The organism is Phenylobacterium sp. (genome assembly GCF_965229015.1).
Classification (GTDB): domain Bacteria; phylum Pseudomonadota; class Alphaproteobacteria; order Caulobacterales; family Caulobacteraceae; genus Phenylobacterium.
In genome coordinates, this window is the sequence record NZ_CBDDIM010000002.1 from 1,029,204 (window position 1) to 1,041,602 (window position 12,399).

13 protein-coding genes are annotated in these 12,399 nt (G+C 70.4%); 9 read left to right on the top strand and 4 right to left on the bottom strand.

The genetic code is table 11. The annotated features are described in order from the left end of the window. Positions 1-72 precede the first annotated feature (72 nt). Both ACO06I_RS21210 and ACO06I_RS21215 read left to right on the top strand, forming a co-directional pair. Positions 73-621 carry a sigma-70 family RNA polymerase sigma factor gene (locus ACO06I_RS21210; protein ID WP_421934605.1) on the top strand — a complete coding sequence of 183 codons (549 nt, stop codon included), beginning with the start codon at positions 73-75 and terminating at the stop codon, positions 619-621. After that, the gene (locus tag ACO06I_RS21215) at positions 608-1,249 is read left to right on the top strand and encodes an NrsF family protein (RefSeq protein ID WP_421934606.1); all 642 of its coding nucleotides are present in this window, start codon (positions 608-610) and stop codon (positions 1,247-1,249) included. Before ACO06I_RS21210 ends, ACO06I_RS21215 begins: the two co-directional genes overlap by 14 nt. A 169-nt stretch (positions 1,250-1,418) precedes the next feature. Here the strand turns inward: ACO06I_RS21215 and ACO06I_RS21220 are convergent, their stop codons facing one another. The 3 genes from ACO06I_RS21220 to ACO06I_RS21230 form a co-directional block, all read right to left on the bottom strand. Then, positions 1,419-3,161 carry an acyl-CoA dehydrogenase gene (locus ACO06I_RS21220; protein ID WP_421934607.1) on the bottom strand — a complete coding sequence of 581 codons (1,743 nt, stop codon included), beginning with the start codon at positions 3,159-3,161 and terminating at the stop codon, positions 1,419-1,421. Positions 3,162-3,251: 90 nt separating this feature from the next. Next, a complete protein-coding gene (locus ACO06I_RS21225; protein WP_421934608.1) occupies positions 3,252-3,614 on the bottom strand; it encodes a hypothetical protein in 363 nt (120 codons plus the stop codon). Between the two features lie 110 nt (positions 3,615-3,724). Further along, positions 3,725-4,837 (bottom strand): helix-turn-helix transcriptional regulator, encoded by a 1,113-nt coding sequence (locus tag ACO06I_RS21230; RefSeq protein ID WP_421934609.1) that lies wholly within the window; start codon positions 4,835-4,837, stop codon positions 3,725-3,727. 106 nt (positions 4,838-4,943) lie between these two features. On the opposite strand from ACO06I_RS21230, the gene ACO06I_RS21235 reads away from it, so the two are divergent. The 6 genes from ACO06I_RS21235 (at position 4,944) to yaaA (ending at position 10,607) form a co-directional block, all read left to right on the top strand. Further along, the gene (locus ACO06I_RS21235) at positions 4,944-5,528 is read left to right on the top strand and encodes a TetR/AcrR family transcriptional regulator (RefSeq protein WP_421934610.1); all 585 of its coding nucleotides are present in this window, start codon (positions 4,944-4,946) and stop codon (positions 5,526-5,528) included. Between the two features lie 81 nt (positions 5,529-5,609). Beyond that, positions 5,610-6,215, top strand: a complete 606-nt coding sequence (locus tag ACO06I_RS21240; protein WP_421934611.1) for a YceI family protein — start codon at positions 5,610-5,612, stop codon at positions 6,213-6,215. Between the two features lie 3 nt (positions 6,216-6,218). After that, positions 6,219-7,478 (top strand): YceI family protein, encoded by a 1,260-nt coding sequence (locus tag ACO06I_RS21245; protein ID WP_421934612.1) that lies wholly within the window; start codon positions 6,219-6,221, stop codon positions 7,476-7,478. 17 nt (positions 7,479-7,495) lie between these two features. Then, positions 7,496-8,383 (top strand): L-threonylcarbamoyladenylate synthase, encoded by an 888-nt coding sequence (locus ACO06I_RS21250; RefSeq protein ID WP_421935114.1) that lies wholly within the window; start codon positions 7,496-7,498, stop codon positions 8,381-8,383. A gap of 25 nt (positions 8,384-8,408) precedes the next feature. After that, positions 8,409-9,818 (top strand): FAD-binding oxidoreductase, encoded by a 1,410-nt coding sequence (locus ACO06I_RS21255; protein ID WP_421934613.1) that lies wholly within the window; start codon positions 8,409-8,411, stop codon positions 9,816-9,818. A gap of 6 nt (positions 9,819-9,824) precedes the next feature. Further along, entirely contained in the window at positions 9,825-10,607 is a 783-nt protein-coding gene (gene yaaA, locus ACO06I_RS21260) for a peroxide stress protein YaaA (RefSeq protein WP_421934614.1), read from the top strand. Here the strand turns inward: yaaA and ACO06I_RS21265 are convergent. Beyond that, positions 10,604-11,395: a glutathione S-transferase family protein gene (locus tag ACO06I_RS21265; RefSeq protein WP_421934615.1), complete on the bottom strand. Its 792-nt coding sequence runs from the start codon at positions 11,393-11,395 to the stop codon at positions 10,604-10,606. The two genes, yaaA and ACO06I_RS21265, sit on opposite strands and share 4 nt — an antisense overlap. 144 nt (positions 11,396-11,539) lie before the next feature. On the opposite strand from ACO06I_RS21265, the gene ACO06I_RS21270 reads away from it, so the two are divergent. Next, positions 11,540-12,325 carry an SDR family NAD(P)-dependent oxidoreductase gene (locus ACO06I_RS21270; protein WP_421934616.1) on the top strand — a complete coding sequence of 262 codons (786 nt, stop codon included), beginning with the start codon at positions 11,540-11,542 and terminating at the stop codon, positions 12,323-12,325. The last annotated feature ends 74 nt before the right edge of the window (positions 12,326-12,399 follow it).

The window sequence follows — 12,399 nt, forward strand, 5'->3', positions numbered from 1 at the left end:
CGCCCTGGCGTTCGGTTACAGCTAGGCTCAATGTAACGAAAACCTCCGTCGCCGCGTACCTGAGGCAGACACGTGGACCAGACCGAAGCGCGACTGCGGGCCTTGATGCTCGCCGGCCTGGCCGGCGACGCCGCGGCGCATCGCGCCCTGCTGGGGGAGCTGGGACGGCTCCTGCGCCGGTACTATGCGCGGCGGCTGGGCTTCGGAACGCCGGAGGCCGAAGACCTCGTCCAGGAAACCTTGATCGCCGTGCACACCCGCCGCGCCACCTATGATCCGCAGCAGCCCTTCACCGCCTGGGCCTACGCCATCGCGCGCTACAAGATGATCGACCACCTGCGGCGGGCCAAGGTCCGACCCTCCTCGCCCCTGGAGGAGGCCGACGGCCTGTTCACCGACGGCGGGGCCGAGGACCTGGTGGTCAAGCGTGACCTGGACCGTGTGCTGGCGGAAGTCTCGGTCCGCACCCGCGCCCTGATCCGCGACGTGAAGGTCGACGGCCTGTCGACCCGCGAGGCCGCCGAGAAGCACGGCCTGACCGAGACGGCGGTGAAGGTCGCCGTCCACCGGGGCCTGAAGGCGCTCACCGCCCGGTTCGGAGGCGCCGATGAAAACCGATGAGCTGATCGATCGGCTGTCGGCCAATCTGGAGCCGGCCCCGCCATGGTGGGTGACCCGCCGCGTCCTGATCGGCCTATCCTGCGGCGCCTTCTTCTCGGCCCTGCTGATGGTGGTCTGGCTGGGGGTCCGGCCCGACCTTATGGACGCCATGACCGGGACGATGTTCTGGATGAAGTTCGCCTACACCCTGGCCTGCTCGGCGGTCCTGGCGGCGGCCCTGATCCGAGTGGCGAGGCCGGGCGGCTCGGTGCGCACCCTGGCCTGGGCGCTGGCCGCCCCCTTCGGCCTGGTGGGGCTGATGGCGGTGGTGCGGCTGGCTGGCGCCGACGCGGCGACCCGGCAGGCGATGCTGATGGGGGATTCCGCCGATGTCTGCCCCTGGCGCATCGTGATCCTCAGCCTGCCGATCCTGGCTGGCGCCCTCTGGGCCCTGCGCGGCCTGGCGCCCACCCGCCTGGTGCTGTCAGGCCTGGTGGCCGGGGGCTGCGCCGGGGCCATGGGCGCCTGGATCTACGCCTTCCACTGCAACGAGAGCGCCGCGGCCTTCATCGCCATCTGGTACACGGCGGGCATGGCGGCCGTGGCGGTGCTGGGGGCGCTGGCGGGGCGGCGGTTGCTGCGGTGGTGAGCGCCGACCTTTGAACAGAAAACCTCACGAGCAACATCCGGTGTCATCCCGCATGTAGGCCGCAGGCCGGAAGTGCGGGACCCATACTCACCGATCCCTCAGGCACGCCCCGCGCATCTGGGTCCCGCACTTCCGCGCTTCGCGCTTCATGCGGGATGACACAGAGTGACTACCCCCCCAGCGCGTGGGCGCTGACGCTCTCGTAGTCGGCCGCGCCCTCCATGACCCCTTCGGCCAGGCCGGGCGCCTGGGCCAGGACCTGGCTGGCATAGATGCGGGCGAGCGCCGCCTTGCTCATCCCCCAGTCGTCGGAGGCGCCGGTCAGGGCGAGCGCCTGCAGGCCCAGCATCCAGCCGCCCACCACGTCGCCGGCCAGCTTCAGATAGGGGGTGGCGCCCGACAGGGCCGTGGGGCCGCGGTTGGCGAGGATCCAGTCGGTGGCCCGCTCCAGGGCCGCGACACCGGCGTCCAGGCGCGCGCCGACCCCCTCCAGGCCGGGGGAGCCCTTCAGCACCTGGGCGGTGGCGTGCATCTCGGCGGCCAGCGCGTCCATGACCCCGCCGTTCTCCATCGGCGCCTTGCGGCCCACCAGGTCGATGGCCTGGATGCCGTTGGTGCCCTCGTAGATCGGGGCGATGCGGGCGTCGCGATAGTGCTGTGCCGCGCCTGTCTCCTCGATGAAGCCCATGCCGCCGTGGATCTGCACCCCCAGGGAGGCGACCTCCACGCCGATGTCGGTGGACCAGGCCTTGGCGATGGGGGTGAAGAGCTCGGCCCGGGCCTTGGCCACCGCGCGGGCGGCGTCGTCGGTCGCCAGCCGGGCCACGTCGTTCAGCACGCCGGTGGACAGGCAGATGGCGCGGGCGGCCTCGATCTTGGCCTTCATCAGCATCAGGGCGCGGCGCACGTCGGGGTGGCCGTAAATGACGCCCTCGGCGCTCCAGGCGGCGCGGCCCTGCTTGCGTTCCTGGGCGAAGGCCAGGGCCTGCTGGAAAGCCCGCTCGGCGATGGCCACCCCCTGGACCCCCACCTGCAGACGGGCGGCGTTCATCATGATGAACATGTGGGCGATGCCGTTGTTGACCTCCCCCACCAGCTCGGCCTGGGCGCCCTCGAACAGCATGACGCAGGTGGGGGAGCCGTGGATGCCCAGCTTGTGCTCGATGGAGCCCGCGCGAAGGTCGTTGGGGTCGCCGAGATTTCCTTCATCGTCCACCAGCCGCTTGGTGGCCAGGAACAGGCTGATGCCCTTCACGCCGGGGGGCGCGTCGGGCAGGCGGGCCAGGACCAGGTGGCAGATGTTGTCGGCGGCGTCGTGGTCGCCCCAGGTGATGAAGATCTTCTGGCCGTGCAGCCGGTAGCCGCCCTTGCCGTCGGGCTCGGCCCGGGTGGCGACGGCGGCGAGATCCGAGCCCGCCTGGGGTTCGGTGAGGTTCATGGTGCCGGTCCACTCGCCGGAGACCAGCTTGGGCAGGACCAGCCGTTTCTGGCGCTCGGTGCCGTGCAGGGCGAGCGCCTCGATGGCGCCCTGGGTGAGCATGGGGCAGAGGCCGAACGCCATGTTTGCGGCGTGCACCATCTCGAACACCGCCAGGCCCAGGGCTCCGGTCAGCCCCTGGCCGCCATATTCGGGGTCCGAGGACAGAGCGTTCCAGCCGCCGGCCACGAAGGCCTGATAGGCGGCGGCGAAGCCCGGCGCGGCCGTGACCTTGCCGTTGGCGTACTTGGCCCCCTGGGTGTCCCCCGCGCGGTTCAGCGGCGCGAGTTCGCTTTCCACGAAGGCGCCGGCGGCCTCCAGCACCGCGGCCACGGTGTCCTCGTCCAGGTCGGGGAAGGCCTGGGCCATCAAGGCGGAGTGGCCCACCGTCTTGAGGGCGAAGGCGAGGTCGCGGACCGGGGCGCGGAAGGTCATGGGCGGCTCCTGAGGCTCAAGGCCGCTGTGTAGCTCCTGGCGGGCCTCGGACCAAGCCGGTCGCCCGGCCTGGTCGTCGGCGTCCGCGGATTACTCCCCGGGCGCCTGCACCCGCGCTTTCTGAACGGCGGGCACGAGCAGGGCTGTGGGATGCCCGCCAGCTCCGGCGCCGGTGACGATGTCGGGGGCCTGGCTGGCCTCGGAGGCGGCGCTGCGGGTGGCGGATTCCCGGGCGGCCTTACGGCTAGCGGCGACCGCCTGGAGGACGCCGAGGCCCTCGATCAGGATGTCGGCCTTGGCGCGCCCGGCGGCCTGGGGCCGGGCCTGAGGGGCGACGGCGTTCTCGCCGTTGACGTCCCCGTACTTGATGTATCCGGCGGCGCTGGCCGGACCCGACAGGGCGCAGGCGCAGGCGGCGGCGGCCAGCAGCAGGACGCGGTTTCGATTCGACATGGGGGTCTCCGTTTTGCCCCGCCCGTCAGCGGGCGGCTTGGAGACGGATTAGAAGCGGGCCACGCCAAGCGCCTCCTCCGTTCGAAGGAGGCGCGCGGACAATCGTGCGCTCAGTCCAGCGAGAACCGCAGGATGGGATCGCCGGTCAGGCGGCCCACCAGATCGGTCTGGCGGTTGACGTCCAGCTTGCCGAACACCGCCTTCAGGTGGCTTTTCAGGGTGGTCTGGCTGACCCCCTCCCGACGCGCGTGGTCGGCCAGGGTTAGGCCGTCGCAAAGCGCCGCCGCCAGCCGCGCCTCGGCCGGGGTCAGGCCGTGAACCCGGCGCAGGGCCTCGGGGTCAGGCCGGGATCGGCGGTCGGGGTCGTGCAGCAGCACCAAGGCCAGGTCGCCATCGCCGCGGGCTGGGGTCACGGTGACCGACAGGGGGGCGTGGCTCTCGTGGCGGGAGACCCCGAAGGTGGCCGCCGTGCGTGGACCGCCGTCGCGGCGGGTTGCGGCGTGGAGGGCGGCGCGCAGGGCGCTCTCAGCGCGGCTGGCGCGTCCGGTGGGCCGATCGCCCAGGAGGAACAGGCCGTCGGCGGCCCGCAGCAGCCGCTCGCCCTCGCCGTTGGCGAACCGAAGCCGGCCGCGGGCGTCCACCAGCAGGACGCCCGCGGCCAGGGTCTCGAAACCGTCCAGACAGGCGGTGAGGCCGGTCTCCAGCAGGCCAAGGCGATCGGAGATCTGCAGGGCCCGGCGCAGATGCGGCATCAGGCTCTCGCACAGCCGCTGCTCGTCGTCGCTGAACCGACCAAGGGTGCGGGAGCGGAGTATGGCGAAGTTCAGGGTGGAGTCGCCGCCGCCGGAAATCTCCAGGCTGATCCCGTAATCCATGTCCTGGGGCGCCATCCAGTCGGCGTAGAACTCCGTCCGGGTCAGGTCGTCATAGGCGATCACCTCCTCGCTGTGGAGGAGGGGCTTGGCGACCTTACGGGGGTTGGCGATGAGCGGATTGATCCCGGCGTAGCGGGCGTTGTAGCTGGCCTTGAAGGCCCCGTCATAGCTGGTGGCCAGGAGGCGGTTTGCGGCGGGCCGGTCCGCCGAGCGGGCATAGACGGCGCCGAGGCCCCCGAACCACGACTGGGCGCAGGCCACCATGTCGGCCCATCGGCCTGGGTCGTTGGCGGTGGCGTAGGCGGCGTCGATCAGCTCGACCTGGGCCTTCATCAGATCACGCGACAAGGGACATCTCCTGTCACCTGGACCTCGGATCGGTGGTCCCGCCGGGCGAAGTCTATTAGACTATAGGTCTAGACTGTCAATCTAGGACGCTACCTTGAGTTTATCGATGTCTCAGACCACCACCCGCCAGAAGGTCGTCGACGCCGCCCTGACCCTGTTCACCGAGCAGGGCTACGACCAGACGTCGCTGGCGCAGGTGGGCCGACTCTCCGGGGTCTCGCACGGCAGCATCTTCCATCACTTCGGCTCCAAGGACGGCGTCGGAATCGAGGTCTATCTGCTGGAGCGCCGCACCTATTGGGAGGCGGCGGTCACCGCCCTGGAGGGCGGCCATGCCGATCCGGTGCAGGCCATCGGCGCGGCCATCCGCGCCACCCTGCGCTATCAGCAGGCCCATCCTCAGCGGCACAACTTCATGATCGAATGCGCCAGCGCCGACTGGATGTCGCGCCACAGCGAACCGGTGCGGGCTCTGAACGCCGAATTCGAGGCCCGCTTCGTCGCCTGGGCCAGCCCCTGGCTGGCCGCCGGCAAGCTGCCCCTGGCCCCGCCGGAGGTTTTCGCCGCACTGGTCTTCGGTTCGACCCAGTGGATCGCCCGGTCCTGGCTCACCGGCCTGACCGATGACCCGCCGACCCGCTATGAAGACGCCCTGGTGGCCCTGGTCAGCCGTTGCTTCACGATGCCCTAAGGGCGTCTTGCGGGCGCCACACTTTAGGTTTCGAGTATCCGCCTGCCGCGCGCCTGCGCCGGCGCTGCCAAGGAAATCGCCGTGATCCGAAATCTCCTGCTCGCGGTGGCGCTCTGGGGCGTCCTGGGCGGCGGCGCCCTGGCCAATCCCGCCAGTCAGGACCCGGCGAGGGTCCCGGCGGGCGACTACGCCCTGGACAAGCGCCACGCCAGCCTGCTGGTGAAGGTCCCGCACATGGGGGGCTTTTCGAAGTTCACCATGCGCTTCGACCGCATCGACGGCGGCTTCACCTATGATCCGGCGACCTGGAGCGACACCAAGGTTACGATCACCGTCGATCCCGCCTCCATCAACACAGGCCTGCCCGATTTCGACAAGACCATCGCCGGCCCCAGCTATTTCAACAGCGCCAAGTACCCGGCCATCACCTTCGTCTCCACCAAGGCCGAGGGCGCGGACGGCAAGGGCACGGTGAGCGGCGACCTCACCTTCCACGGGGTGACCAAGCCTGTGGTGCTGGACGTTACCTTCAACGGCGTGGGGCCCGGCATGCTGGGGGCGGGGACGCGGATCGGCTTCTCCGGAACCACCCATCTCAAGCGCTCGGACTTCGGCGTCACCTCCATGAGCCAGTTCGCCGGCGATGACCTCGACCTGCTGTTCGAGGTCGAGTTCGTGAAGAAGTAGGCGATGAGGCGCGACCGCTACACCACGCCCGCCATCGTCCTGCACTGGCTGATCGCCGCGGCGATCCTGTTCCAGATGCAGCTGCCCTGGCGCTTCCACGACCTGAAGACGCCGGAAGCCTTCGCGCTTATCCAGCTGCACAAGTCGGTGGGGATCACCATCCTGGTGCTCAGCCTGGCCCGGCTCGGCTGGCGGATCGCCAACCCCCCGCCGCCGGAGCCCGCGACCCTGGCGGTCTGGGAGCTGTGGCTGTCGAGGGTCGTGCACTGGGGGCTCTACGCCCTGATGATCGGCATGCCGATCACCGGCTGGATCATGGTCTCCACCAGCAAGACCGGCATCCCGACGGTGCTCTGGGGCCTGATCCCCTGGCCCCACGTCCCGGGCCTCGCCGAGCTGCCCGCCGCCGGCAAGGCGCTCTGGAACGGGGCGGCCCATGAGACCCACGAGACCCTGGGGTGGGGGTTCTACATCCTGATCGGCCTGCACGTGGCCGGCGCCCTGAAGCACCAGCTGTTCAGCCGCGACGAGCCGGTCCTCCATCGCATGGCGCCGGGCGCCCTGGCCGGCCGCTGGCTGGAGCCGCGGCTGCTGCTGATCGCCCTGGGCGTGGCTGTCGCTATCGGCGGCGCCTGGTTGATCCATCCCCGGCCTCCGGCCTCGGCGCCTCTGCCGCCGCCGCCCGCCCAGATCGCCGAACCCGCGGCTGCGCCGGCCGCGCCGGCGACGACGCCGGCTCCGGCCGCAGATGCCCCTGAGGCTCCGATCGAGGCGTCGAAGTGGACGGTCTCCAAGGGCTCGGCCATCGGCTTCTCCAGTTCCTGGGGCGGCCAGGCGCTGGAGGGGCGGTTCGACCAGTGGACGGCGGATATCGTCTTCTCCCCCGACGCCCTGGACCGCAGCCACGTCAAGGTGATCATCGACCTGGCCTCCGTCGCCACCGGCGATCCCCAGCGCGACGCGGCCCTGCCGGGCGCCGACTTCTTCGACGTGGCGACCCATCCCAAGGCGATCTTCACGGCCGACCGGTTCGAGGCCGCCGGCGGGGACCGCTATGTCGCCCGGGGCAAGCTCAGCCTGCGGGGCGTCACCAAGCCGGTGCGGCTGCCCTTCACCCTGAAGATCGACGGCGACAAGGCGCGCATGAGCGGTGTAACCACCCTCGACCGGACCGCCTTCGGCGTGGGGCAGGGCGAGTGGCAGGCGACCGATCAGATTCCAGCACAGGTGAAGGTGAGCGTGCAGCTCACGGCGACCCGCTAGAGACCGCGGTGGCGGCCCTGCGCGTCGGGGCCCTGGTGATATTGCCCACCGAGACCGTCTATGGCCTGGGCGCCGACGCGGCCAACCCCGCCGCCGTGGCCGCCATTTACGAGGCCAAGGGCCGTCCACGCTTCAATCCGCTCATCAGCCATGTGGCCGACCTGGCGACGGCCGAGCGGCTGGCGGTGTTCGACGATCGGGCGCGCAGGCTGGCGGCGGCCTTCTGGCCGGGGCCGCTGACGCTCGTCTTGCCCATCGCCCCCGACACCGTGGTCTGCGACCTGGCCCGGGCCGGACTGGAGACCGTGGCGATTCGCGTGCCGGCCCATCCCTTGGCCCGGGAGCTGCTGGCCCGCTTCGGCGGCCCGGTGGTGGCGCCCTCGGCCAACCGGTCGGGGCGGCCCAGCCCGACGACCTTCGCCGACGCGATGGAGGAGACGGGGGACAAGGCCGCCGCCGCCCTCGATGGCGGGCCCTGCGCGGTGGGCCTGGAATCCACCGTGGTCGCCCTGCTGGACCAGCCGCGCCTGTTGCGGCCCGGCTCGGTGACGCGCGACGAGATCGAGGCGGTGATCGGGCCGCTCGCCGAAGCCGAGGACGACGCCAAGCGCTCGCCCGGCCGGCTGGCGCGACACTATTCGCCCGAAGCGCCCGTGCGCCTGAACGCCGAAGCTCCTGCGCCGGGCGAGGCCTATCTCGCCTTCGGTCCGACGGGCGTGACCGGCAACGTCCTGAACCTCAGCCCGTCGGGCGATCTGCGCGAGGCGGCCGCCAACCTGTTCGCCTTCCTGCGCGCCGCCGACCGCGTGAAGCCCACCGCCATCGCCGTCGCCCCGATCCCGGCCGAGGGTCTGGGCGAGGCCATCAATGACCGGCTGAGCCGCGCCGCGGGCTTTGTCGGCTAGGACCATCGGGAGTAGGCTGACGACCATGACCATCCCCGTTCCCGCCGACGTCCTGTCCCGCCTTAAGGCCGTGCTCGGCGAGGGCGGGTGGAGCCAGGAGCCCGAGCGGCTGGCGCCCAAGCTGCTCGAGTGGCGCGATCGCTGGAAGGGGACGACGCCCCTCCTGGCCCTGCCCAGGACCACCGCCGATGTCTCCGCCGTGGTGGGGATTTGCCATGAGGCGGGCGTGCCGATCACCACCCAGGGCGGCAACACCGGGCTGGTGGGCGGCCAGATTCCGCAGGGCGAGATCCTGCTCTCCACCGAGCGTCTGTCGACCATCCGCGACGTTGACGCCTTCGATGACGTGATCGTGGCCGAGGCCGGGGTGACCCTGGCGGCCGTCCACGAGGCGGCCCTCCAGGTGCGCCGCCGGTTCCCCATGGGCCTGGCCTCGGAGGGCACGGCCACCATCGGCGGGATCGTGTCGACCAACGCCGGCGGCACGGCGGTGCTGCGCTACGGCAATACCCGGGACCTGGTCCTGGGCCTGGAGGCCGTGCTGCCCAATGGCGAGATCTGGAATGGCCTGAAGCGCCTGCGCAAGGACAACACCGGTTATGACCTGAAGCAGCTGTTCATCGGCGGCGAGGGGACCCTCGGGGTCGTCACCGCCGCCAGCCTGAAGCTGTTTCCCATCCTGGCCAGCCGCGCCACGGCGGTGGCGGCGGTGGAGTCGCCGGAGGTGGCGATCCAGCTGCTGGTCCGCGCCAAGGAGGAGGCCGGAGGCGCCGTGGAGGCCTTCGAGCTGATGGGCCGGCGGGGCGTCGAATTCGTGCTGAAGAATATCGCCAACCAGCGCGACCCGCTGCACCAGGCCTATCCCTGGTACGTGCTGATCGAGATCGCCTCGGGCGAGCCCGGCGCGGCCGAGGCCGCCATGGAGCGGCTGCTGGGCAAGGCGCTGGAGGACGCCCTGATCCTCGACGCCGCCATCGCCCAGAGCGAGGCCCAGGCCAAGGCCTTCTGGTCGGTGCGCGAGAACCAGTCGCCCGGCCAGAAGCCCGAGGGCGCGACCTGGAAGCACGACATCTCCGTGCCCGTCAGCCAGGTGGCGAAGTTCATCGGCGAGGCGACGGCGGCCATGGAGGCCTTCGCCCCGGGCTGCCGGATCACCGCCTTCGGCCACGTCGGCGACGGCAACATCCACTACGACGTCATCCGCCCCGACGGCGGCGACGACGCCGCCCACTCGGCCAAGCGCAACGAGGGCTCGCGGATCGTGCATGACGTCGCGGCGGGCATGGGAGGCTCCATCTCCGCCGAGCACGGCCTGGGATCGATGAAGACCGAAGAGGCCCGGCGCTACAAAAGCCCGGTGGAGGTTGCGGCGTTGAGCGCAATCCGGCAAAGCCTGGACCCCAAGCGGATCATGAATCCCCGCGTCTTCTTCTGAGCCGCCATGCTGATTGTCCTGTCCCCCGCCAAGGCGATGAACTTCGCCGCGCCGGACAAGCCCCTGCCGATGACCACGCCGGAGATGGCCGACGACATCGCCCTGCTGTCGGAGACCACCCGCAAGCTGACGGTGGCCCAGGTGAAGCGGCTGATGAGCCTGTCGGACAACCTGGCGCAACTGAACCGCGAGCGGTTCCAGGCCTTCGATCCCGGCATGGAGGAGGGGGTGCAGGCGGCCTTCGCCTTCAATGGCGACGTCTATATGGGCTTCAAGGCCCGAGAACTGGACAAGAAGGCCCTGGCCTTCGCCCAGGATCACGTCCGCATCCTGTCGGGGCTCTATGGCCTGCTGCGGCCCCTCGATGGCATCCAGCCGTACCGGCTTGAAATGGGCACGCGGCTGAAGACCAAGCGCGGCCCGAGCCTCTACGCCTTCTGGGGCGACAAGGTCGCCAAGGCCCTCAACGAGCAGGCCGCGCGCCACAAGGATCCGACCCTGGTGAACTGCGCCAGCCAGGAATATTTTGGCGTCGTCGATCGCGCGGCGCTCAAGCTGCCGGTGGTCTCCCCCCGCTTCGTCGAGGAGAAGGACGGCCAGGCCAAGGTGATCAGCTTCTACGCCAAGAAGGCCCGCGGCCTGATGGCCCGCTACGCCGTCGACCACCGCATCGAAAGAGCCGCCGACCTGAAGGCCTTCGACAGCGAGGGCTACCGTTTCCAGCCCCAGGCCTCGAGCGAGACCGAGTGGGTCTTCTCCCGTCCGCAGCCGCCGCTGAAGACCGCCTAACCGAAGGTCGGGCTGAAGCGGATGTTGTCGCGGGCCAGGCCGTCGATGACCACCTGGGCGCCGCCACTCTTGATCATCCATTCCAGGCGGTGGTCGCGGTACTCCCGCTTGAACAGGCCCTGTTTCACCAGCTCCGCCACATTGGGCATGGCCGAGGCCGCCGCCGCGGCGGCGGCTTCCTTGGTGGTCTCGGCCACCGAGGGACGGGCGTTGGCGCGGGCGAGCCAATCGGAGAGCTTGCCGCCCTGGGCCGGCGGGTTGCCGTGGCCCACAGAGCCATTGAGATAGGGGACGACGGCCAGGTCCCCCCAGCCGAAACTCTCGCCGTTGAACCAGGGGCGGTCGGCCAGTTGGCCTTCCAGCCAGGCGAAGAAGCCGGCGGTCTGCTCGGCGGCCCTGGCGATCAGGGCCTGGGCCAGGTCGCCCTCGGCGCGGCGGAACCAGTAGATCTCCGACAGGCCCCAGTTGATGGCCTCGAAGTGGGTGTCCATCACCTCCTCCAGCATCCGCACCCGAGCGCGTTCGGCAGGGCTGGCCGGCAGCAGGGGCGGGGTCGGCCAGCGGTCCTCGATATATTCCAGGATGATGGTGGAATCGAAGACGGCCACCTCGCCGTCCACCAGGGCCGGGACCTCGGCGCGGGGATTGGCGGCGAGGAAATCGCCCTGAGCGCCGCCGGCGCCAAGCCCGCCCGGGGCGACGGCCTCGAAGGCCTGGCCCTTCTCGCGCAGGGCGATCTTGACCTTCTGGGCGTAGGGCGAGAGCGGGTGGTCGTAGAGGGTGAGCATGGCGGTCCTCCCGGGACGTCTTTCGCCCATCGGGAGCCCCCGCCGCCGGGTAAGTCAAATGGCCAGCCTCGACTTGACGGACCGAGCGTAACCCCGGCCTCTGTCGTCGCAACACGCCAAGAAACGAGATCGGGAGCAGACGCCATGGCCTACAAACCCTTCGACCTGTCCGGCAAGGTGGCCCTTGTCACCGGGGGTAATGGCGGCATCGGCCTTGGCATGGTGGAGGCCCTGGCCCAGGCCGGGGCCGACGTGGTGGTCTGGGGCTCCAACCCCAAGAAGAACGCCGACGCCGAGGCCAGGCTCAGGGGCGCGGGCGTCCGCGTCCTGACCCAGGTGGTGGACGTGGCCGACGAGCAGGCGGTCAAGGCCGGGATGGTCGAGGCCGTGTCCAAGATGGGCCGCATCGACACGGTGATCGCCAATGCCGGCATCGGGGGCGGCGCGCCCTCCTTCTCCGAATTCTCCACCGAGACCTACCGCAAGGTGCTGTCGGTGAACCTGGACGGGGTGTTCTTCACCTTCCGCGAGGCCTGCAAGCACATGGTCGAGCGGGCGGGATCCGGCGACAAGGCCGGCGGCTCCCTGGTGGTGATCTCCTCCCTGTCGGCCCTCGACGGCGCCGCGCGCAACGAGGCCTACGCCGCCACCAAGGGGGCGGTGATCTCCATGATCCGCGCCATCGCCGTGGAACACGCACGCTATGGCGTACGGGCCAACGCCATCCTGCCCGGCTGGATCGCCACCGACATGACGGCCGGCGCCCAGGGCAATGACAAGTTCAACGACGCGGTGATCAAGCGGGTGCCCATGCGCCGCTGGGGCCAGCCGGCGGACTTCGGCGGCATGGCGGTCTATCTGGCGTCGGACGCCTCGGCCTTCCACACCGGCGACAGCTTCCTGATCGACGGCGGCTACGGGATCTTCTGATCCGCTGACCTTGGGTCACGGTTTCCTTGCGGGGGCCATGGCGCCATCCTGTCCCCAACGAGACTTCGGGAGAA

Excerpts from the sequence above, each read along its gene's own strand:
- ACO06I_RS21265 (WP_421934615.1), bottom strand. The coding sequence starts at position 11,395 with ATGCTCACCCTCTACGACCACCCGCTCTCGCCCTACGCCCAGAAGGTC.
- ACO06I_RS21235 (WP_421934610.1), top strand. The coding sequence starts at position 4,944 with ATGTCTCAGACCACCACCCGCCAGAAGGTCGTCGACGCCGCCCTGACC.
- ACO06I_RS21225 (WP_421934608.1), bottom strand. The coding sequence starts at position 3,614 with ATGTCGAATCGAAACCGCGTCCTGCTGCTGGCCGCCGCCGCCTGCGCC.
- ACO06I_RS21215 (WP_421934606.1), top strand. The coding sequence starts at position 608 with ATGAAAACCGATGAGCTGATCGATCGGCTGTCGGCCAATCTGGAGCCG.
- ACO06I_RS21255 (WP_421934613.1), top strand. The coding sequence starts at position 8,409 with ATGACCATCCCCGTTCCCGCCGACGTCCTGTCCCGCCTTAAGGCCGTG.
- ACO06I_RS21245 (WP_421934612.1), top strand. The coding sequence starts at position 6,219 with ATGAGGCGCGACCGCTACACCACGCCCGCCATCGTCCTGCACTGGCTG.
- ACO06I_RS21220 (WP_421934607.1), bottom strand. The coding sequence starts at position 3,161 with ATGACCTTCCGCGCCCCGGTCCGCGACCTCGCCTTCGCCCTCAAGACG.
- ACO06I_RS21270 (WP_421934616.1), top strand. The coding sequence starts at position 11,540 with ATGGCCTACAAACCCTTCGACCTGTCCGGCAAGGTGGCCCTTGTCACC.
- yaaA (WP_421934614.1), top strand. The coding sequence starts at position 9,825 with ATGCTGATTGTCCTGTCCCCCGCCAAGGCGATGAACTTCGCCGCGCCG.